Genomic DNA, 21956 nt, shown 5'->3' with positions numbered 1-21956 from the left:
ACGATCTTACCCATTCAGAGCAATCCGGTGACAACAGCGATCGTAAGAACATTCGCTCTGCGCAGCTGCTCTTGCAGTTCATTGAAACACAAGGGGCCGTCCCAAAGTCTAGTGACTTTTGGGACAGCCCCATCTAACGGACTCCAGGCACCTTATTTACTCCGAATAGCCCCGTCTGGCGCGCTAACGGACTCAGATCGTCTTATTTGGCAAAGAAACGCGTGTTTGGACGCACAACTTGCTCAATAGCACCACTGGAGTCCGTTAGCGTACAAAAAGAACATTTTCAGCACAATAACGTCATCTCAGTCCGTTAGCGGATAACCACTAGCCAATATGTCCGAGCTAGAAGCTGCATTGGCCTAAGCATCTAGCTAGCCAAACAATCCGAACGAGCATCACTGTCCGTAAGCATCTGATGTATGCGTTAGTGTGCTGTTGGAGCGACAGCCCCAGTGCGTCCCGAGGCCGAGACACTCTCCAAGAACTGCCGCAGCTTCATCGTTTCCACCCCTGCGAGCAGCACGATACCGACGCCATGCGTATCGTTGAGCTGCCATGACAGCTGGTCTCGGTAATAATGCGCCGCGAAGGAATAGCCGGAACCTCGGCATACGCCGTACACATTGCCGTGCCGATCGATGCAGTGGCGTGTAAGTCCATTCCAGCCTCGAAGCGATGCAGCTGTATACTTCTCCGGCTCGTCGAGCCATCCGAAGCGGACACCGCGAGCGAAGCTGTAGATGAACATCGACGTGCAGGATGCTTCCGCATACGAGGTAGGGTCGGTTAGCACCTGGTGCCATAACCCTTGCTCATCCTGCAGCCGAAGGTAACCCTCGCACAGCTCGCGGAAGAATGTCAGCAGCTCCGGACGAAGCCGATGCTCATGAGGCATAACCGCAAGCAGCTCGGTAAGGGAGAACAATACCCAGCCATTGCCCCTGCCCCACGGAACGCCGTTCGGCTTGTCAAACTTGAAGTCGTAAACGTGATGCATAATGCCGCGCTCTGGAATGAACATGCGCCGCTTGTACAGCAGAAACTGCCTAGCAGCATCGTCCAGATAAGAAATATCACTCGTTAGCTCGTAGTACTTGGTCAGAAACGGCGTGCTCATGTAGAGATCGTCACACCACATCGTCTGCTGCATGAAGTCCGTCGTACCCCGTGTTCGATACAAAGCGCCTTCTGGCGTCCGGTCCTGCACATGCGTGATGTAGTGCGCAATATGAGCCGCCGCTTCCTCAGCGCCACGGACTGGACGGCGCTTATTCGCCTCCAGCATCGTCGCCCCGAACGAGCCGCAGTCATCTAGGCTGTCGATCAACGACAGCTGATGATTGACGCCTGGCGAGCCCCAACGCTGCGTGTCCTTCATCGCATACTCGTGCATTGCTGCGCACTGCTCGATGTGATCAATCGCATACTCGGTAAAATGCGGCTTGCCAACCGCTTCGCCCGCTCCCATAATGCCATACAGCGTTACGCCGAGCGGGTAGTTCCATCTGCCGAAAATACCATTTTCCAAATACGGTCTAACGAACGTATCCGGTCGATCCATTCGCCAGAAGGGCGCGTCGCGATGCTCGCCTTCTGAACAAGAGTCAATCCGTGATATTGTCGCAGCCTCGGGACTGCAGCCTGCCTCATACAATCCGCGATACAGCCATACCTCGTCGTTAGGCATACCTGCCACTGGATAGGGACGTTCCATTCGAGCCATCGCTCTGCCATCAACCCCGCCGCTTTGCAGCTTGGCGGTGAAACCCCACCGCTCCCCCTTGCAAACGGATTGAATGACGAGCTCATGCCGACCGAAACCAAGTGACAGCTCCACGCACCAATCGCCTTCATCCAGCTGTGTACGGAAAGTAGGGACGCCATCGACGAACAATGTGAATGGTCCCTGATGCAAGCCGCTCAGTGTGAGCGATGCATTGGCAGAACTGTCGTTATGTAATGCCGCCCAAGCTAAGGCTTCCTGACCTGCTGCAGGCTCGCTGTCATTATACAAGCGAGCGAAGCAGCCTGCTTCCAGCTGCTCCTCCGACCATTCGCGCTGCGGATGCCAGCGGAAAGGCTGTTCCTGCTCTTGTGATTGCTGGAGCTCCTGACCTTGCGGCTGCGACTGCGATTGCCCCTGCTCCTGACCTTGCGGCTGCGACTGCGATTGCCCCTGCTCCTGACCATGTAACTTATCCTGCGACTGCGTGAGAGCAAGCTGTGCTTCCACACCCGCCCACTCGTCTGCGCCAGGAACCGCCTGCCATGCATTCGATTGCGGCGTGCTATAAACCCAGCCTTCGGCACCTGCGCGTTCAGGCAGCGGATTGAGCGCATGCATCGGGAAGCCTTTCACACTGCCAGTTCCAAAAATCGCGCCGCAGCCAGTCCCCGTCTTCACGCACTCCAGCACGATATCGTTCCAGCCCTGTCGCAGCGCGGTTCGGAAGTATACTTTGCGCTCCGGGAATACATCGTCATTCAAGTTCGAGGCGAACCGTGATGTGCCGTTCACGAATACGCGGAGCGGGCTGTAGCAGCTCAAGAAGAACGGGAGCTCGCTGTCATTGTCGCTCCAAACTTTGCCCCAAATATAGACGTGCTGACCATCGGCCATTTCCGGCCAGATTGCCGCCATATTCATATCGTACCGATAATCCTCGCCGCGCGGAAAACCGCCCTCATCATACGCTCGGTAGACGGGAGGAAGCTTCGGATGTGCACCGGCAAAACGTCCCGCCACGGCAGACAAAATCAGCTTATCATCGCCCGCCGCCCGTACAGCAATCGACTCGTGATCCTCGAAATACCTCATCGTAATCCCGCCTCACTTGGATGGATATTGTTCATTTACAAATTTACAAGCACATGCCGTTAAACAAGTAAACTTCATTCATCAAGACGCCTACCACAACAACACGGCGCGTTACTCGAATTTTCGGCTATGATAATCAATAATAGTAACGCTAACAGTTGCCACAGCGCTTATTGCCTATGAATTACGCCCCTTCGTACGCTAACGGTTTTAGTGGAGCTTATTGCGTTGAAGATCTATCAAAAACAGACCCGATCTCCCCAATACCCTCTATGAGAACCGTTAGCGTAGGAAACACCTCAAAAATCACAAATTAGCCTCTGCCGCAACCGTTGTCCAGCCGCTTCTCCTATCTACCCGGAGGAGCGCAAACCAAATGCATTGTACCGCCTATCGTCGTTGACACCCGTACGGCTCCACCTCGCGCTGGGAGCTGCGCGCGTTCTCCTATCTTTCAAAAGTAAGCAGCCATCAGATCCCTGAGGCTGCCGCCCTACTCTATTAAGCTAGCGAATCTCCCCGCCCGGATACAGCGTCGAGCTGTACAACCGCTTCGGCTGAGCAATCGGTACGCCAGAAGGCGCTGCCGTCAGATCGATCGGTTGGCTGGCGAACAGTTCCGCGCGCTCATCGTTATATATAATGACCTGCTCCGTTCCCGTACCGAGCAGATCGGCATGAACGGCATAGCCGTTCGCCGGGAAATGAACGACTTCGTTCAAATGACCGTCATACAGCGTCGGATAAACACCGCCGCCCCGACGATACGCGAGAATATAGTCCGGTGCATCTGCCTCCCAGCGCTGCAGCGTCTCGGCAATCGTCAGCCAGCCTGGCGTCGTACGCTCTTCCTTCCACAGCTCGCGTCCTTCCGAATCAAGCAGGAACAAGGCATCCTTCCCTTGCTTGCCAGCGCCGTCATCCTCACGGACAAGGCGATCAAGGCCAGCGATCTGCAGACCAGGCAGCTCAGGACGGAATCGGCCGAGTGCCACATGCTGCGATTCCACTGAACCTTCATAGCGCCACAGCTCATGGCCATCCGCATCGTACATGACCGTGACACTCCCGCCGATGACAAGCTCAGGTTTGCCATCTCCATTCACGTCGCCAACCCAGATGCAGTCCGCATGATCGTCCAGATCGCGGCAGCTCCACAACACGCGTCCCTGCGCATCAAGCAGGTCGTAACCCGCCATCACTTCGTCTAAGCCATCGCCGTTCAAATCATAGACCCACGGGAAATGGCCGGGGTTGCCTTCGTGCGTCCATAGTAGATTAAAGTCGCGATCCAACGCCCACATCCGATGATAGCGGTCTTTCAGAATAATGTCGGAGGCATGTGTTCCGCCTGTCAGATTCGCGATAATAATACAGTCATGCGCATGCTCATTCGGCAGCTCATGTACCGCCTTGCGTTCACCTGTCGCACCATCGAGGATCACGAACTGGCTGTCTATGACACACAGCACTTCAAGCCTCCCATCACCGTCAATATCGTAAATTTGCACAGGATAGTCCGAACCTTGGCTGCCCGCGCCCGGATCAGGCTTGCCTGTCTGCCAGAGCAGATCGCCGTTCAAATCATAGGCGGTCAGGCACTGGACCTGATGCGGAATATAACGTACATCCTGCCGATTATCCGGCTGGACGAGCAGCATCTCCATTCGGCCGTCCCCGTTCAAGTCGCCGAGAAGCATTTTACAGCGCGGTCCTGCCGCCTTAATATCGAACGATCCAATGCGGATTGCCGCCTTCTGATTCTCTCTTACCGTTGTCATTGCCGCTTGTCCCCCTGTCATTTGCCGTCTCATAATTTCACAACCAACGTTGTTATTCGAACTCAAAACGCAATGCCCGTTCGTGTCTGCTCATCATCTTCCGCACAACGTGCCGCATCTCTATGAACCGAGGGTTACCGCCGTCGCGTGAACGGGCGCCACGATCCTTTATGAAACTCTCTACCGATCGCGTGTCTCTGCTTATTTGGCACAAAATGATCGATTGATTTGCACCTTGCTGACTCAAACTGCCTATCCCAGCACCAACGACGTCTGCTCGCCGCCCCGCGCCTCTACGATCGTGCCGGCTACATTCAGCCAGACGCTTGTCGCGAGCGGATTGTAGACAAACTCGAGCGTTGCCGAGAACTTCAACTGCCGGAACGCCTTCATGTAGTCCACGATCTCGATATTCGTCGCATACCAAATGTCTTCTCTGCCGCCTGCAAATTCGCAAAACTTCTCGATTACGTCCCAGTTGTTATCGTTGTCGAACTCGTAGCTGTGTCCCCACACGTACATGAGATACAAATACTGCGACTTGTGCAGCTCTACGAATTCTTCTGCTTTCCTCAGCAAATCATGCTTGTGATGACAGGTCGGCATCCATTCATACCAATCATCCGGCATGCCGAAATGACCTGTCGACGGCACAACGCGGGAATACTCAATGCCAAGCGCCGGCAGCGTTTCTTTAATCGCACGATTGTAGGAGCCATTCGGATACGACATGCCGCGCACTGTATAACCGACCAACCGCTCCAAATTCCTGCGATCCTCCATCACCTCATACACGAGCGCTTCCTGCGGACTTCTCGCAATCGTCGGGTGCGTGAGCGTATGCGCGGACACTTCATGCCCGGCATACAACGTGCGTACTTCCTCTGCCTCGATCCGATTGCTCAAGTCGAACAGTCCCGCGTTCAGGTGGAACGTCCCTTTAATGCCGTTTCGGTTAAAAATATGAACGAGCCGCCGGTCCGCAACCGTCCCGTCATCATAGCTCATCGTCAGCGCCTTGTGTCTGCCTCCCGGAAAACAAACCGTTATTCTCGAATTCATCCTCTGCCTCCTCGGATTAAGGTCCATACACTTCCAAGCTCGAGTATTCCGCGATCAACGGCGCCATCTGGCGAAAACCAATTCGGCCCCCGCCAAGCGCCGGACCGCCAAGCGTGCCGTCATCCTCCCATGCAAGCAGCGGCAATCCGTTCGCCGAGAACGTGATCGATGCGCCGCGCCGCACGAGCAGCAGCTCATAACAATCCGTCACATCGCTGACATCCGGTATCGGGTCCGCGCCTTGCGCGACGAGATGGAAGCCGAAGCTTTTTCGCAGATTGCAGGTGTGAAACTGCCTCTCCTCCGGCCATCGCCGGCGAAAATACGATAGATGGTACGCGTCCATCTCGCCATGATGATACTGCTCATAAGGTCCAGTCCGAACGGGAAGAGCCGGATCGAATAGATCCAACCCTCCCGCTCCACGAGCGCCGAAAAACATAATGGCTAGTCCCGGCTCCCGTAACGGCCGGAAGCGCCAAGACAACGCGACATCCGCTCCGAACTGCTCCGGACACCAGAGGACGAAGTTCGCCTGCTGGCCTTCTCCGGGGTCCCTGCGGCTTTCCAGCCGCATCCGTCCCATTGGGAAGCTGGCGGCGCCATCGCCCTCCATAATGAAATCGCGAATATCATCAACGTTGGTCAGCGGATTGCGATACAACAGCTTCCACCCTTCTGGAATGTCAGTTCTCTGCATCATCATCACTTCGTTCCCGCTGGCTGTGCCGCCGCCGAATGGAGCGTGGCCGGAAGCGCATCGCCGATCAGCTCTAGACTCAAGATTGTGTTGAGTGACCACTGCGCTGCTTCATTCGTATTGATCCAATCGATCTCGCGAAGTGGACCCACCTGCGTCACATCAGCCGCCTCTTCAAGCAGACGAACGCGAGCGAACGGGTTGCCGAGCAGAATCGACCATGCCGTCTGTGCCGTCTCCGCATCCTTCCGTCGAGCCGCTCCATAGGCGACGAGCGCAATACTCAGAACTGGATGCTCGAACCTTGATGTACTTATCTCCCCATTCGTGATGAGGTCCTTCCGCTCCTGCGGCAGATTGTAATAAACACCAAACTCTGCCATTATGTCTTCCCATTCCGGGTCCTTCAGCATTTCGGCCATCTCCAGCCATACTTGCGGCCCGCCCATGCAGATCGCCAAATGACGGCCCCAGTTATCGTCGCCCATCGGCGTCAGCTTGCTCGTCGCCGGATCATAGCCATATGTCGGTCCAGAAATCAGACGATATTTGGCTGCTTTGATGCAGTCGATGCCCGTCAAGATTTTGTTCCGATAAACCTCGTCCTCATACCGTTCCCAGCGCGTCATCCAGTTCGAGCTGAACGCTGCCCAGTCCGGACCCACTCGAATATGCGTCTTGTGCTCATCCGGCGGAAAATAAGCCCGCATCGGATCAAGCGTCACCGTCGCATAGTCCGCATCCTTCACATCATCCATTAACTCGCCGATTCGCTCATCCGCCGTCAGGTAGTAATAATAACGATGCAGCCCCGCCATCGCGATGCGTGCTTCCTTACAACCGCAGCCCCAATGGACAACGTTATGACGAGAGCCCAAGCCCGCATATTCGCCAAAATGGTACACGTCGACTTCGCTCGTATGCCGCGTCATCGCCTCCGCAAGCCGGAAAATATCAAGACGCCCAGAACGCAGGAACATGTACCAGAGCCACATGTTTGGCGCAAGCTCCGTGTTCTGCCATGCGCAGCCGCCAAGGTCGTAATTCCACACATGCCGTACCGGATCGTAGCTGTGCATGAAATCGCCGTAATCCCACAGCCCATACCAACGGCGCTGCTCCACCTCTGCTTGGTAGAACGCGATGATTCCGTCAAGCCGATCTTCCAGCTCTGCCTTCGCAGGTGTCGTTCGATCCGGCAAGCTCCATATACCGAATGCGCCGGCACGGCGGTAATAAGCAGGGTCGCAGACGAGCAGCTCCGGCGATTGCGACAGCGACAGCATCCCTTCCAGCTGAGCGTTATCAGGCGTGCCGCTCAAGCACCAAATGTTAATCTCATTCGTATTAGCGATGCCATATGGCGTTGCGCGCAGCTCTTCCGCACCCTCGTAGGATGACTCAACGTGCGTTCGCGTATCGTAGTGACGCAGATCCATCGCTTGCACGTCTGGCGACCAAAGCCACACGGTCAGCGACGCTTCATCTCCCGACAAGCCGTCGACTTCCATGCCGGACGGATGCTTTTGCCAGAAATCGCGCAGCCCTGCTGCCAGTCCGCCGCCTTCCCCGCCAACATAACCAAGGCCGCCTGCCCTGCGACCTTCTGCCGAACGCAGCCAACTGCAGCCCTCCTGCGTCCGCTTCGCGATCCGATAATGATCGGCCGAGTCCTGTACGAGCTTGAAGCCGTCCCAAACAGCAGAATCGTCCAGCAAACTTAGAAAGTAGCCGTCTTCCCCTGCATCAAAGGTAACCATTTCGCCAGCCGTCTGACGTTCGAACAAGTCCCGATATTTACCCTTCGTCCGGCGCGTATGCAGCGTCTTCGGCGACTCTGCGAACATGGCGGTGTCACCGGCGAACCGCACATGTCGGTTGTACAACGGTCCACGCATGGGGATGCGGAAATTGACGCCCAGCCCCTTTATGAAATCCTCATTCGGGTTGCCATCATAGAAAAACGTATGCACGATCCGAATTTGATCAAGCCCAGCATAGACGTACAGCCGCAGTGTAAAAGGAATCCACATCGCCGACCGTCCCGTCGAGCGATGGCGCCCATCCAAGCGGACAACCGCGCGGACGGGTCCTGCCTGCTCGACGACAGCGGTACGAATGACGCCGCGGAACGGCTCCTCGCGAATCGTACGCACGCCGGATACGCCGCTAATGATCTCCTTCAAGCAGACCAGCTCAGCGCCTTCGCATACCGGAAGACCTTCTCGAACGATCGACCGAATAAGCCGGTCGCCCTGCTTGTTCAGCGTGCAGACGATAGCACCCGTATCGAGTATGATCGTCTCGTCAGTCTCCGACACTGTAACTACCGCAGCTGGAGCAGTCGATTCGGCCTCCTCGGACAAGCGGCGTACCTCGAATCCACCATCTTCTATTCCATCAATAACAGCCGCATGGGCCGACCATTTCACACTTCCATCCGGCCAGTAGGCCGTAGGCCAGCTCTGCATGGCCAACACGTTATTGCCAACGCCAGAAACGAGCTCTAGCTTATCGTTTCGCGACAGCTCGCCCTCTCGCCAAGGAATCCCCCACGTTACGCCGGCCGAAAGCTTGTTCACTTGACCTTGTTCTACTGCATGCAGCCGATTCACAGCAATGCTCGTTAATCGCGTCGTTTCTGCGGTCATCTCGACTTCATCTCCTCGCATAGGCGAATTTTCCCCTTCATCGTATAGGGGCGCCAGCTTGCGGGCAATGAAACATTTTTGTCGGACGGGCTGCTGCAGCCTTGCACTTTGTTGCCCAGCTTGCCTTATCTTGCAAAGCTACGAGCTCCGGCTCATCTCTCGGTAACGGCTTGGCGTAATGCCCTCCGTCTTCTTGAAAATCCGGTTGAAATAGCTGTGCTGATACCCAACCTGCTCAGCGACACAGTTGATTTTCAGCTCGGATTCTCGCAGCAGTTCCTTCGCTCGCTCCAATCGCAGCTCGGTCAAGTAATCAATAAAGTTCTTGCCTGTCACTTGCTTGAACATTTTGCTCAAGTAGAATGGATTCGTCCCGATATGGTCCGCACAGCTGTCCAGCGACACATCTCGCATATAGTGCTGCTGCAAGAACAACATCGCGCCTTCGATCATCCGTTTCGTCTGGCTGTGCGACCTCTCGCCCAGCTCCTTCAAGAATGGAACGATGACCTTGTCGAGGAACAAATCCGACAGCCGTTCGGGTTCGCGCGTTTGCGAGAGCAGTTCGTATAGATTAGCGCCCTTGAACAGACGTCCAGGATAAATGCCGGACACCATGATCGCATGCTGAACGCTGCCGAGCAGATGGAGCATCCCTTGCTGCACATCGAACTCCTTCGCGCCTTTCACTGCCAGCGCACGAATAAACTCACCCAGCAGCCGGTTCGCCTCGTCCTCCTGCCCGGTCCGAAGCGCCTGCACGAATTCGCGCTCCACCGTGAACGGGTATGTAAATTCCGGACCTTCCTCGCCGCGATCGTCCAACGCTTCGATATCGACAATGCCGTTGCCGCTCTCCACGCTGCGATAGCCTGCCGCCTGCTTCGCATTCTCGAATGCCATCGGGATATCGGCAATGCGATGCGTCGGACGGCTGATGGCGATCGTCACCTGCATTTGCAGCATTCGGTTTACCGCATCTGTAAGCTCCTCGCAGTACGCCCGGACGCTGTCCTCGTACGGCTCTTCACTCGGTACGACCAGCAGCAGCGCAGCCGATAAGTCATGGAAGTTCACGACACTGCTCTGCTCGTAACGGCGAGAAGCCAGCTCCTCAATGACGTTCACCGTGGCAAAAGTAACAAGCCCTTCGTCGCCGTAACGGAACTTGCCGTCCATATTCGCAATGCCAGTCAGCTGCACATACAACACGAGGTACGTGCGATCACGCACTTCCCATTTGTACCGCTCCATCCGCTTCTGCAGCTCCTGCTCGGAGTATGCATAGAGATAACCTTGCAGCAGCTGATGCAAGAAGCTCTCCTTGACGTGCGGCAGCTGCTCCGCCCATCTTGTATGAAGCTCACGGCTCTCACTGCTCAGATGCTGCCACTGCCGCTCGATAAGCGCAAACTCATCCTCCTGCTCCTCCGGCATCGGTTTGCCCGCTGTAAGCAGCTGCACGAGTCGATCGATTGGCGAATAAATGCTGCGGGATGCAAGCCAAGCGAGCGCTGCCGCGAGAAGCAGCGCACTGCCACTCACGATCAGAATGAGCTTCGAGATGAACATGACAGGTGCAGTAATCGTCGTGATTGGTGATGCCGACACATAACTCCATTCGTCCTGAATACGGGAGAAATGGCCATACGTCACCGTGTATGTTTTGCCGCTCCAATCGAAGAAGAAGGAACCTTCGCCGGTGCCGCGTTTGTTCACCACTTCCGTTAAAGCGTTTACAAAATCAGATTGAGGTTCATTGCCGATCGATCCATACAGCTCCCCCGTATCTTTCAGCAGGAAAGTCTCGCCGTCATTATAAGGCATCATCGTCCGCAGCAGCTCGCCGACCTTCTCGCGATCGAGACGTAACAACAGCATTCCAACAGGCGTCGACTGTCCACCTGGCACATGATGAACGAGCGTCAGTTCCTTATCATCTGGATGCGCAGCGTCGAAAGCCCATTGCGTCCAATAGGTCTGCCGATCGGATTGCAGCAGTCCTTGATAGATGCCGGACATCGTGCTCGCCTCTGAGAATTCGGGATCGAACAGCACAGGCTGCGTACCGTCGACGTAGAGCTCGACCTTCTCAATCATCGTGTTCGAGCCTTGCATGACAAGCAACGTATTCGTAATATCGCGAGATCGGATAAAATCTTTCACAAAATCCGTGTCGCGCAGCGTGTAGTTGAATTTAGTATCAAAGGCCCAATGCGACAGCATGAGCTCCAGATTGGACAGCTGATCGTCCACATTTTGTGCACGGTGTTGAATTTGTTCATTATGCATGCTCAGCAGTTCGCTCTCGAGTCGGCCCCCGGCCATCCAGTAAACGAGCGCGCCCGTAATGAGGCCCGGGATGCCGGAGACGAGGAGAAGGACAATTAAGCTTTTGCGATAAAAGCGTCTCTTACCGCCCATTTGACGGCCCTTACGGTTGTGAAGCCATGCCTTTAAGCTGTTACCCATTCTCTCACCAGCCATTATTCATAAAATGTAAGCGTGTTCTTCTAGGATAAATGTACACGCCGCAATGAACAAGACCCAGATGACAACGATGTCATTGCATTTTTTTGCGTCGATTGGACTATTTTGGTGTGACCCGCCTAAGTCCTCCCTATTGGGAGGATTCTAAGGGCGCTGCCCCTTGGACCCCGAGTTTGTATAAAGATCAAATGAAAAATTTCTACCCACCCAAACCCTCCCTGCTAGGGAGGGCCCCATGGGACTCCCGTCCCCTGGACCCCGGAAGGTTGGTGGTGGCGGGACAAAGGTGCGTGTGAGTTACTGCGTGGTTGGAGTCGCATGCCCCTTTGGGGCAGAGCTTTTGTTCGAGATTAGTTACTTGAATGAGAAGCACGCGATCAGTGGACTGTGGGTAGTTTGGATACTTTTTTGTATGCTATCTCGCTCGATCGGCGGGCGGCGGACTGTGGGTACATGTTTTAAGTATCCTAGAAGATGGAAAGACCACTAGCTAACCTGCCCATAAGGGCGGGATAGTCAGTGGTCTTTATTTCATTCCTTGCGTTACTTCGTGATCATTGCTCTTACTTGCCGCCGCTTGCTGCGTAGAGCTGGTTCATTTCATCTACAAGGTCGTTGCCGCCTGTTTTCTTCCACAGCTCGACTGCTGCTTGGAAGCCTGCTTCGTCGAGCTGGCCGACGATGTATTTAATGCGGGCATCGTTGATGATGTTGTCTAGCTGCGGACCCTTTTGCGAGTAGACGGTCGAGATGAACGGCTCTGCTGGGTTAGGTACAACAAACTGCTCGTTCTCTTTGATCAGTGCGGTCTGCTTCAGGCGGAGCGGCGTCTGTTTGACTGTTGCCGCAGTCGTCTCTGGAATGAACGTCAGCATTTGGTTGAGACCCTCTACCTCCGACTCCAGCAGCACCGAATCTTTGCTTGGCTCTACGAAATCACCATTTTTCGTATAGTGGGTTCCTTCAAGTCCGAAGCTTGCCATCGTCTGGAGCTCAGGCTCGCTTAATTGATCGAGGAATCCGAGGACGCGCTTCAGTTCGTCTTCCGTCTTCACGGACGACTTCGGAATGGACAGCATGCCGGCGAAGCCCGACGTTGGCAGCGTGTGCAATGCTCCATCAGCGCCTGTTACGCCTCCGAGCACGTCCATAAAGTTCTGATCTTCCGGTACCTCGGCACCCGCTTCCTTCAGTGCCGCATGGATTTTGTCATCGATGCGGGCTGCCGTATCGATAACGTCAACGATAACGCCTGCCTTGTTGTTAACGACTGGATCGACCCACTTCGCCGAGTCATACACTGCGAAATCTTGGTTGATCAGCTTCTCGTCATACAGCTTTTTCATGAATCGAAGCGCTTCCATATATTCTGTTGTTTCGAATTCTGGGATCAGCTTGCCGTCCTTCACGCCCCATTTGTTCGGTGCTCCGAACCACAGCTTGATCGTATCGAAGCCGCTTGCCCAGCCGCCTGTCCATTTGACGAGAACCATACCGTACGTATCGTCCTTGCCGTTCTTATCCGGGTCCTTCTCCTTGAACGCCTTGAGCATATTGTAGAAGTCGTCGACCGTCTTCGGCTCGCTCAGGCCCACATTCTCAAGCCAATCCTTGCGGTAAACGATACCGTTTCGACCAAGCGGACGCGAACGGTACAGACCGTATGTTTTGCCGTCAATGGAGGAGTTGTTCAGAATGACCGGGTTCGCCGCGCTCAGGAATTTGTAATCCTTCAGGTAAGACGACAGCTCCCAGAATGCGCCCGATTTCGCCGCATTCACGAAGCTTGAACCCTTCACGTTATCGATATAAATGATCGAAGGCAGCTTACCCGAAGCAAGCGTGATGTTCAGTTTGTCCGCGTACGAAGCGTTCGGCACCCATTCGAAGTGAATGTCGGTGTTCGTCAGCTTCTCGATCTGTGCAGCTACCGGGCTGTCATCCTTCGGAAAATTCGTTTTGAAGATCGGCAGCATAATGTTCAGCTTGAGCGGATCCTGCTGCTTAGGCGTATCTGTATTTGTCGTTGTGTCTGTTCCAGTTGATTCCGTTTCCGCTGTAGTCCCTTTCGTGTCCTCGTCCGAGCTTGAACCACAAGCTGCAAGCGAGCTAGCGACAAGCGTACCTACCAATACTGTTGCCGCGAAGCGCTTCCGTGCCATAACCATTCGTTTCATGATAAGCGACCTCCCATAGGAATAGTAGTATCATATCGTAAAGCCGCGATTGCAGCTATCCTATCTACGCGAATCGCGGAGTTCACGCACAACAAGCCCGGGGCTTTAGCCCTTGACGGAGCCAAGAAGAACGCCCTTTGCAAAATGCTTCTGAAGAAACGGATAAACCATCAGAATCGGTACGGTACCAACGACGATAACAGCCATTTTGATCGACTGCTCCGGCGGTTTGACGAAGTTCGGGTCCATTGAATTCAAGTCGCCTGCTGCCGCTTGCGATAGTAGAACGATCTGGCGAAGCAGCACTTGCAAGGGCCACTTCTGCGGATCGTTCAAGTAGAGCAGCGAGGAGAAAAAATCATTCCAATGGCCTACCGCATAGAAGAGCGTAAATGTCGCAAGCACCGGTGCCGACAACGGAAGAACGATGCGAAGCAGCAGACCGATCTCGGTGCAGCCGTCGATTCGCGCCGCTTCCTCCAGCTCCGGCGGGAGCTCTTGGAAGAAATTTTTGACGATAATCAGGTTGAACGCATTAATAGCGCCAGGGAGCATGAGCGCCCAATATGTATCAAGCAGATGCAGATCGCGAATGACGAGATACGTCGGGATCATGCCGCCGCCGAACAACATCGAGAAAATAACGAGGTTAAGAACGAGATTGCGCCCCATAAGTCCGCGTTTGGCAAGGGCATAAGCCATCGTCACGGTAAACGCCAGGTTGACGAGCGTACCGATCGTGGTCACATAGATGGAAACGCCAATACTTTTGACAATCGTGTCCGTTGAGAAAATGAATTTGTACGCGTTGAGCGTGAACGTCTCCGGGATGAGGAACACTGCCCGTTTCGTCAGCTCCGCATCCGATGCGAACGAACCAGCGATAACATAGAGGAACGGCAGAATCGCCGCTGTCGCGAACAGTCCAAGCACGATGTAGTTGAAGACGTCAAAGGTGATGCCTGCGGGAGTTCGATATGTTTTGGCCATAAGAAGCGCCCTCCTTTCTGTTGAATATGTTAGAGGTGAACACGTACTTTTTAGTACAGGCCCGATTGACCAAAACGCTTCGCCAGCCAGTTCGTGCCGAGCACGAGGATGACACCTACGACCGATTTGAACAAACCAACTGCCGTACTATAGCTGAACGCGCCTTGCGTAATACCCATCATGTACACGTACGTATCGAACACTTCCGCATTCTCGCGGTTAAGTGGATTGAGCATGAGATAAATTTGTTCAAAGCCGTTGTCGAGCACGTGACCCATTCGCAGAATAAGCAGGATGACGATCGTGCTGCGGAGCGCCGGCAGTGTAATATGCCACAGTTGTCTTAGACGATTCGCGCCATCCACGATAGCCGCCTCATATTGCTCCACATCCACAGCTGCCAGCGCAGCGAGGAATATAATCGTGCCCCAGCCGCATTCCTTCCAGATCGTCTGAATGATGATCAGCGGTCTGAACCAATCCGGACTGGTCAGGAAGTCGACCGTCTTGCCTGTGTGAGCGCTCAGCCATTCGTTGACTGGTCCGCCCTCTGTCGTCAGAAACACGTACGTTAAGCTGGCTACGATAACCATCGAGATGAAGTGTGGCACGTAGATCAATGTTTGAACCGCTCGCTTATACAGCGCGATTCGAACCTCATTCAACATAAGCGCAGCGATGATTGGTGCCGGGAAGAAGAATATCAAGTTGTAAAAAGAAAGCACCAGCGTATTGCGTAACAGCATGAAGAAGTCTGGATTCGTGAAGAACAATCGAAAATGCTCGAAACCTACCCACTCGCTTTTCCAGAACCCGAGAAACGGCTGGTAGTTCTTAAAGGCAAGCAGCACGCCCCACATCGGAACGTATTTGAATACGAGAAAATAAATGAGTCCCGGCAGCAGCAGCGCATACATCCATTTGTCACGCTTCAATCGGCTCATGATGCTCGGCCGATAAACAGAGGTGCGCTGCGCTGCGGCGGATGTCGTTACAGCATTGTGCTTCATCATGGTTCACCTCCCTACGAAAGTCCGTCGATTTCGTGATGCAGCCTCAGTATGCTTTGCCCCGGTCCTTTCCGGCAATTAGACATTTTGGAAAGCGCTTGTTTGGCTTGTTTCGCGTGCTTTGCACTTTATTTACGAGCAGTTCAGAAGGCGTTCAAGAAAGTGCAATTGCCCGCCGTTATTGGGTTCGTTACATTAGAGAGGGCATGCTTGAACAGAAGACAGGAGGAAAAATTCGATGAGTAGAAAGCTGTATCACGGGACGGCCTGGTACCCCGAGCTGTGGGACGAATCCGTCATCTTGCACGATATTGCCAAGATGCGTGAGGCTGGCATCAACGTCGTCCGAATCGGGGAATTCGCTTGGTCCACGATGGAGCCGACAGAGGGAGCCATTGACGTTAGTTTGTTCGCGAAGGTGATGACGAGACTCCATGCCGAGGGGATCGATACCGTCATGTGTACGCCGACGGCGACGCCGCCGATCTGGCTGACCCATCAGCATCCGGAACGTCTGCATGTGGACGATCGCGGTGTCGTCATGGGGCACGGCTCGCGTCAACATATTTGCACGAACAATAAGGAATTTCGGCAGCGAGCTGCCTTGATTACGGAAGCGATCGCTTCTGAGCTTGGTCGAATGCCTGGGCTGATTGGCTGGCAGCTTGATAATGAGTTCAAAGCACATGTAGCAGCATGCCATTGTCAAAATTGTCTTAGCCTATGGCAAGAATGGCTAAAGCAGCGATACGGGACGATCGAGGCATTAAACGAGGCTTGGGGTGCGGCAATCTGGAGCCAGCAGTATGAACGGTTCGAGCAGGTGCCTCATCCAGGGCCAACGCCGTTTCTGCATAGCACTTCCATGCAGACCGCCCATCGACAGTTCAGTATGGCATCCATCGCCGAATTCGCCGATGAACAGGCAGCCATTATTCGCCGTTTCTCGGATGCGCCGGTCACGCATAACAGCAGCGTCGCTTTCCACGTCGACAATGAACGGTTATTTGAGCGATTGGACTTCGCTTCCTTCGATACATACGCAAGTGCGGAGAACTATCCCGCGTATCTGATCAACTGCGATCTATTCCGCAATTACAAACCGGGCCGCGGTTACTGGCTCATGGAGACGAGCCCTTCGAACAGCGGCTCCATTCAAGGCGCTTCCGTTCCGCATCCTCAAGGGTATGTCGCTGCCGAGGCCGCTGCGGCCTATGCCCTCGGTGCGGATGCGTTCTGCTATTGGCATTGGCGTCAGCATCGCAGCGGCTGCGAGCAGCCGCATGGCTCGGTGCTGAGTGCTTGGGGCAAGCCAACGATTGGTTGGACGAATGCGCTTGAAGTCGAAGAGGCAAGGCGTGTGCTGGAGCCGTTGCTGCTTGGTTCGCAGCCGGCTGTTGCAGAAACCGCGCTCGTCTATTCCGATCGAGCAAAGGCATTCATGGCGACTGAACCGCTCAAAGGGATGAACTACCGAGGGCTGATGACGGGCTTCTATGGAAGGCTGTTAGCGATGGGGATCCATCGGGATGTCGTGCCGGAGAATGTCGAGCTTGAAGGACGCAAGCTGCTGCTGACGCCATTCCTGCCTTACGTCAGCGAGACATTTATTGGTAGGGCGATGGCGTTCGCAGAGCGAGGCGGAGTTTGGATCATCGGACCGTTCACTGGCGGAAGAACCGAGGAGCACACGATCCAAACAGATGCTGCGCTTGGCAAGCTGGAGCAGCTAGCCGGCGTCGAAGCGGTCTTCTCTTACCCGCTCGACGGGTCAGGAGCAATTGGAGAAGCCTTCGGAATGAAAGCACCTCTCGGCATGTGGGGCACCGTGTTCGAGACGCACGGTGCATCGTCGGTCGGCACCTTGGTCGACGGTCTGACGCCAGGGCTCTCGTTTCTGACGGAGCATCGCGTCGGTGATGGCTTGATTGTCATGTTAGGTGCGATGCCAATGGGTGAAGAAGGCGACGCGATGCTGCGCGCCATGCTGGACCATTATGCTTCATGCGCTGGCGTAACACTTCGCACAGACGCGACTTCTGGCACGCTTGTCGCGCCAAGAGTAGAGTCTGACGGTCGCGAGCTCTGGGTCATCGTTAATATGGATGGCCGCGGAGGCACTGTTACGATACCGGATGGAACGGTGGACGCGCTAACCGGAGAGCCAGTGGCTGCTGGATCGCTAGCTGTGGAACGTTATGCGTACCGCGTTGTTCGGCTGCGGGAAGAAGAGTAAGGAATGAGGTTGCTGTGATATTGCCAGCCCAGCAGCCGAATATGAGGATAGCGGCGTTCAAGTCTGCACATTATGCAGGCTTGAGTCCCGACTTCATCGCGGCGCATAAAGGAAGGACCACAACCTCCACCTTATAAGGGTGAAGGCCGTGGTCCTCTTTTTACATCGAGAGATCGCCTTGCTGCGCTGCTACGCCTGCGGGCACTCCAGTTGCAGATGCAGCCGTCATTGTACGACTACCCTGTCCGTACAACTCCTTCATCAACGTCTCGATCGGCAGCGGCGTGATCGCCATGTCTTGAATTCCACACTGCTCGTTGACGGCATTGATGAACCGTTTCAGCGGAATGATCTCCGTGTCGATCTCCAGTTCAGCCTCAACTTCGCTAATGCTGTTCACGACGGTCACCCCTTGCAGTGAAAGCTGGCGAATCGGCGTGTCCGTCACGATCCGAACATTTTTCTTATCGCCCAGCAGCCGTTGCAGGTTGGTCAGCGCATTGTCATAAACGATCTCGCCATGATTGATGACGATAACACGCTCTGCCAGCAGCTCGACATCGTCAAGATCATGCGTCGTCAGAATAAACGTGACGCCCTGCTTGTTCATATCCTTGATGAAATCGCGGATGCTTTCCTTCGCGAATACATCCAGTCCGATCGTCGGCTCATCGAGGAAGACGAGCTGAGGTCCATGCAGCATCGCCATAATGAACTCGCACTTCATCCGTTCGCCAAGCGACAGCTGGCGAGTCGGCTTCTTCATAATGTCCCCTACCTGCAGCAGCGTCGTCAGTTGGTCCAATCTGCGGCGATAATCCGCTTCGGGCACGCCATAGATCGCTTTGTTCATATAGAAAGCATCGATCGGCGGAATATCCCACAGCAGCTGCGATTTCTGACCGAACACGGCGCCGATATGGCGCACATATTCCCGCCGCTGCTTCCACGGCGTCAGTCCAAGCACCTTCGCCTCGCCGGATGTCGGGTGAAGGACGCCGGTGAGCATTTTGAGCGTCGTCGACTTGCCCGCTCCGTTTGGTCCGAGGAAGGCGACCATCTCGCCGCGATTCACCGAGAAGGTGATATCCTGTACAGCACGCACTTCCTTCATCGGCCTGCGAATGAGGTTCATTGCAATCTCGCGCATCGAGTGACCTCGCTCGTGCGTCATATACGTCTTGGTCAACTGGTTAACTTCAATCATCGTCATGTCCCCCTGCCCTCCTCAGCCGCCCGCACTCGTATAACGCCCCAGCATCGCATGCCAGAACCATAGACCAAGCGCGAGAAATACGACACTGGCGCCAGCGGCGCCCAGCGTCTCCCAACCACCACGACCTAGCAGGGCAACTGCCGGCATGTTAGCAATGAGCCCTACCGGAATGACGTACGTGAGCAGCTGTTGAACGGCTTTGCTGTAGATCGTGCCCGGGTACATGCCGAAGCTCGTCACCGAGTCGAAAATATCAAACACGCGGCTGCTGCCCACCCATTGAAACAACAGGCCGGACAACAGCAATGCGAACGTGCACAACACGGCAAGCGATGCTGCGAACAGCACAGCGAATTGCAGCCAGCCTGTAATGGATGGCGCTGATACGCCAGACAGTGCATAACCAAACAGCACGCCGCCGCTTATTAATCGCCCGAAGTCGTCCAAATCCAGTCCGCGAAGCATCGTCATCCAGAGCACGGAGCGCGGCTTGAGCAGCAGCAGGTCGAAGGTTCCCTCTCGGACAAGGCCGAGCGTCGTATTCACCATGCCGAAGAACAGCGGGAACGCAATCCCTTTGGCAAGTCCAAAAATCGCCTGTACAAGCAGCGCTTCATACAGCGTCCACCCGGCGAACGTCGCTCCTGATCGATAAACGAGCAGCGTAATAAGCGGAACGACGAGATCGCCTGCAATAAGCAGAATGACGCTCAGTACAAAATGACTCCGATACGCCATCTGTTCGGCCATCTTCGTCCGCATGACTGCCCAGAAGCAGGTGGCCGCACTACGAATAACTGCGATCATACGCCCACCCCCGAGAATCTGCGGATTGCTGCATGATAGAGCAGCAGCGTCACCGCTGCCATCAACGCTACCGCACATGCCTGGACGCCAACAATAGCTGGAATCGATAGCTTAATGCCCGCCAGCTCATAATCGCCGATGAACACCCGGGTCGGCACATAAGAGGTGAATTGGAACGGCAGGAAGAACAGCACCTTCTGCAGCTGTTCAGGGAAGAAGGAAAGCGGAACGAACAGTCCCGCACTAATATCCTTAAGCAGCAGGAACACCCGCCGTATCCCTTCTGCTCGAACGAGCCAGAAGGCTGTCATCCCAACGCAATAATTAATGAAGAAGTTCATAAGGAAGCTGAGTACGATCGTTGCTACTGCCCACATCGGCTGTGCGGGTATGATATCGACTTGAAAGGCGAATTGAAAGATCAGGAAGATCGGTACGAACTCAATCCAGAAGCCGAGTGAGCGGTGTCCGATCTTCTGCGAGAGCGCGAACAGCCAGTGCGGCATCGGCCGCAGTGCGAACGTGACGAATTTACCCGTCCGAATGAGCATCTGCAGATTCCAATCCGCGAAGTCGAACGTCAGGTAGTTCGTCACTGCCGCAATGCCGAAGTACGCAAGCATCTGCTCCAGCGTGAAGCCGTTCAACGTCTCTCGATCCTGATAAACCGCGTGCCAGATGAAATATTGGACGAGAAAGTAAACAGGGCCGATCAACAGTGAGATGGCCATGTGTGAACGATAGGCCGCCCATTCCTTATAGGTGGCGATGCCGATAGCCTGAATGGAGCGGATCGTACGTATCATTGGAGGCCCGACCAAATCATATTTTTCAAATTAAGCATAGACTCCGGCACCCAGTCCACAATGCTCGGCACGAAGAACACGACGACGAATCGTTCCACCGGATCGACGATCAAGGCGCAGCGGCCTGCTCCCTCGTGCATATAAGCCGTTGGCGCAAAGAAATCAACCGGGAACGACAGCGACGTGCTTAGGCCGAATGGGAACTTCTTAATATCTCCGCCCCAGTTGAACGCTGGAATGCCCTGCGGAAACTGATTGCGCGTAATGAGCTCTATCGACTTGCGGCTTAGAATCCGCTTGCCGTTGTAAGAACCGGTCAGCATCATGTGGCCTAAACGGCTCAGATCCTGCAGCGTCGAGTACAGTCCGCCTCCTGTACGCGGCGGCGAAGCAGGATTGTCAGCGATCCGTCTCTTCACACCTCGTACATCCCAGTCGTTGGTCGTGCACACTTCGTCTGCTAGATGCTCCGGCACATCGAAGAACGTGCGAGTCATGCCGAGCGGCTCAATGACCGTCGTACGAATGTATTCGTCATAACGCATACCCGAGACACGCTCGATAATCTCGCCCAGCAGCGAGAATCCCGCGGAGCTGTAATTCCACTCCGTTCCAGGCTCACACACTGGAGGCCCGGACAGTATCGCCTTAATCCATGCAGACTTACTCCGCGCTAGCTTCTCCGCATCGGTAAGCGCCGTATTGCCGCCATCCCCATCCTCGAACGCGAACAACACATCGTACCAGCCCGTCGGGTATGGCTCTGTGAAGTAGCCCCCGTCAGGCTTCAAGCCAGCCGTATGGGTGAGCAGTTGGTGGATCGTGATTTTGGCAAAAGCCGGTTTATCGAACTCTGGAATCCAGTCCTTCACCTGCTGAACCAGCGCCAGCTTCCCTTCCTCTACGAGACGCATGATGCAGACGAGCGTGAACCATTTGGTCACGGAAGCGATCCGGCGAATGGAATCTGGGGCGTAGTCAGGGCTGTCTGCCGTATGTTGCAGCGCTCCCATCGCCTTGCTCGCGAACACTTGCCCATCACGTGCGAAGAGGTAGGACGCACACTGCAGCTTGTTATCGTCGATCAGTCCAGTAAGAAGTCCATCGATCCGATCGAGAACCTCCTGTCGGTAGCCGGCCGCCTCCGGCGTCACATCCACTTGTGCGGTCTGTATGCGGACACTCATCTCTATATCCTCCTAAAATTGC

Annotated in this window: 14 protein-coding genes; 1 reads left to right on the top strand and 13 read right to left on the bottom strand. The window is 54.8% G+C overall.

Annotated elements, in window-relative coordinates; genetic code table 11:
• Positions 1-427: 427 nt before the first annotated feature.
• From DFQ01_RS29015 to DFQ01_RS28975, 9 genes are all read right to left on the bottom strand, one after another.
• The gene (locus tag DFQ01_RS29015) at positions 428-2821 is read right to left on the bottom strand and encodes a glycoside hydrolase family 88/105 protein (RefSeq protein ID WP_110047425.1); all 2394 of its coding nucleotides are present in this window, start codon (positions 2819-2821) and stop codon (positions 428-430) included.
• 506 nt (positions 2822-3327) lie between these two features.
• Positions 3328-4602 (bottom strand): FG-GAP-like repeat-containing protein, encoded by a 1275-nt coding sequence (locus DFQ01_RS29010; protein ID WP_245946930.1) that lies wholly within the window; start codon positions 4600-4602, stop codon positions 3328-3330.
• Positions 4603-4854: 252 nt separating this feature from the next.
• Positions 4855-5664, bottom strand: a complete 810-nt coding sequence (locus tag DFQ01_RS29005) for a polysaccharide deacetylase family protein (RefSeq protein ID WP_110047424.1) — start codon at positions 5662-5664, stop codon at positions 4855-4857.
• Between the two features lie 16 nt (positions 5665-5680).
• Positions 5681-6364, bottom strand: a complete 684-nt coding sequence (locus tag DFQ01_RS29000; RefSeq protein ID WP_174812937.1) for a DUF1961 family protein — start codon at positions 6362-6364, stop codon at positions 5681-5683.
• Between the two features lie 5 nt (positions 6365-6369).
• Positions 6370-9015, bottom strand: coding sequence for an exo-rhamnogalacturonan lyase family protein (locus DFQ01_RS28995; RefSeq protein WP_219993715.1), 2646 nt, complete (start codon positions 9013-9015; stop codon positions 6370-6372).
• A gap of 138 nt (positions 9016-9153) precedes the next feature.
• Positions 9154-11487 (bottom strand): helix-turn-helix domain-containing protein, encoded by a 2334-nt coding sequence (locus DFQ01_RS28990; protein ID WP_245946928.1) that lies wholly within the window; start codon positions 11485-11487, stop codon positions 9154-9156.
• A gap of 581 nt (positions 11488-12068) precedes the next feature.
• On the bottom strand, positions 12069-13682 hold the full coding sequence (locus DFQ01_RS28985) for an extracellular solute-binding protein (RefSeq protein WP_110047421.1): 1614 nt from the start codon (positions 13680-13682) through the stop codon (positions 12069-12071).
• Between the two features lie 105 nt (positions 13683-13787).
• The gene (locus tag DFQ01_RS28980) at positions 13788-14672 is read right to left on the bottom strand and encodes a carbohydrate ABC transporter permease (RefSeq protein ID WP_110047420.1); all 885 of its coding nucleotides are present in this window, start codon (positions 14670-14672) and stop codon (positions 13788-13790) included.
• Positions 14673-14722: 50 nt separating this feature from the next.
• On the bottom strand, positions 14723-15682 hold the full coding sequence (locus DFQ01_RS28975; RefSeq protein WP_281272048.1) for an ABC transporter permease: 960 nt from the start codon (positions 15680-15682) through the stop codon (positions 14723-14725).
• A 238-nt stretch (positions 15683-15920) separates the two neighbouring features.
• Here DFQ01_RS28975 and DFQ01_RS28970 point away from each other — a divergent pair, with 238 nt between their 5' ends.
• Positions 15921-17918, top strand: a complete 1998-nt coding sequence (locus DFQ01_RS28970; RefSeq protein WP_110047418.1) for a beta-galactosidase — start codon at positions 15921-15923, stop codon at positions 17916-17918.
• Positions 17919-18078: 160 nt separating this feature from the next.
• On the opposite strand, the gene DFQ01_RS28965 is transcribed toward DFQ01_RS28970, so the two are convergent.
• The 4 genes from DFQ01_RS28965 to DFQ01_RS28950 are packed head-to-tail and all read right to left on the bottom strand — an operon-like array spanning position 18079 to position 21934.
• Positions 18079-19131, bottom strand: a complete 1053-nt coding sequence (locus DFQ01_RS28965; RefSeq protein ID WP_245946927.1) for an ABC transporter ATP-binding protein — start codon at positions 19129-19131, stop codon at positions 18079-18081.
• Between the two features lie 15 nt (positions 19132-19146).
• Positions 19147-19941, bottom strand: coding sequence for an ABC transporter permease (locus DFQ01_RS28960; protein WP_110047417.1), 795 nt, complete (start codon positions 19939-19941; stop codon positions 19147-19149).
• The gene (locus tag DFQ01_RS28955; protein WP_110047416.1) at positions 19938-20747 is read right to left on the bottom strand and encodes an ABC transporter permease; all 810 of its coding nucleotides are present in this window, start codon (positions 20745-20747) and stop codon (positions 19938-19940) included. Before DFQ01_RS28955 ends, DFQ01_RS28960 begins: the two co-directional genes overlap by 4 nt.
• Complete coding sequence (locus DFQ01_RS28950; RefSeq protein ID WP_110047415.1) at positions 20744-21934, bottom strand: serine hydrolase domain-containing protein; 1191 nt, start codon at positions 21932-21934, stop codon at positions 20744-20746. The genes DFQ01_RS28955 and DFQ01_RS28950 overlap by 4 nt, the downstream gene beginning before the upstream one ends.
• Between the last annotated feature and the right edge of the window lie 22 nt (positions 21935-21956).

Origin of the sequence: Paenibacillus cellulosilyticus, from assembly GCF_003182255.1 — a bacterium.
GTDB classification, from domain to species: domain Bacteria; phylum Bacillota; class Bacilli; order Paenibacillales; family Paenibacillaceae; genus Paenibacillus_T; species Paenibacillus_T cellulosilyticus.
The sequence above is the reverse complement of the archived record's forward strand: the minus strand, read 5'-3'. Positions and strand labels throughout refer to the sequence as shown.

Coding starts and splice junctions, on each gene's coding strand:
- DFQ01_RS29015 (WP_110047425.1), bottom strand. CDS start 2,821: ATGAGGTATTTCGAGGATCACGAGTCGATTGCTGTACGGGCGGCGGGC.
- DFQ01_RS29010 (WP_245946930.1), bottom strand. CDS start 4,602: ATGACAACGGTAAGAGAGAATCAGAAGGCGGCAATCCGCATTGGATCG.
- DFQ01_RS29005 (WP_110047424.1), bottom strand. CDS start 5,664: ATGAATTCGAGAATAACGGTTTGTTTTCCGGGAGGCAGACACAAGGCG.
- DFQ01_RS29000 (WP_174812937.1), bottom strand. CDS start 6,364: ATGCAGAGAACTGACATTCCAGAAGGGTGGAAGCTGTTGTATCGCAAT.
- DFQ01_RS28995 (WP_219993715.1), bottom strand. CDS start 9,015: ATGACCGCAGAAACGACGCGATTAACGAGCATTGCTGTGAATCGGCTG.
- DFQ01_RS28990 (WP_245946928.1), bottom strand. CDS start 11,487: ATGGGTAACAGCTTAAAGGCATGGCTTCACAACCGTAAGGGCCGTCAA.
- DFQ01_RS28985 (WP_110047421.1), bottom strand. CDS start 13,682: ATGAAACGAATGGTTATGGCACGGAAGCGCTTCGCGGCAACAGTATTG.
- DFQ01_RS28980 (WP_110047420.1), bottom strand. CDS start 14,672: ATGGCCAAAACATATCGAACTCCCGCAGGCATCACCTTTGACGTCTTC.
- DFQ01_RS28975 (WP_281272048.1), bottom strand. CDS start 15,682: ATGAAGCACAATGCTGTAACGACATCCGCCGCAGCGCAGCGCACCTCT.
- DFQ01_RS28970 (WP_110047418.1), top strand. CDS start 15,921: ATGAGTAGAAAGCTGTATCACGGGACGGCCTGGTACCCCGAGCTGTGG.
- DFQ01_RS28965 (WP_245946927.1), bottom strand. CDS start 19,131: ATGACGATGATTGAAGTTAACCAGTTGACCAAGACGTATATGACGCAC.
- DFQ01_RS28960 (WP_110047417.1), bottom strand. CDS start 19,941: ATGATCGCAGTTATTCGTAGTGCGGCCACCTGCTTCTGGGCAGTCATG.
- DFQ01_RS28955 (WP_110047416.1), bottom strand. CDS start 20,747: ATGATACGTACGATCCGCTCCATTCAGGCTATCGGCATCGCCACCTAT.
- DFQ01_RS28950 (WP_110047415.1), bottom strand. CDS start 21,934: ATGAGTGTCCGCATACAGACCGCACAAGTGGATGTGACGCCGGAGGCG.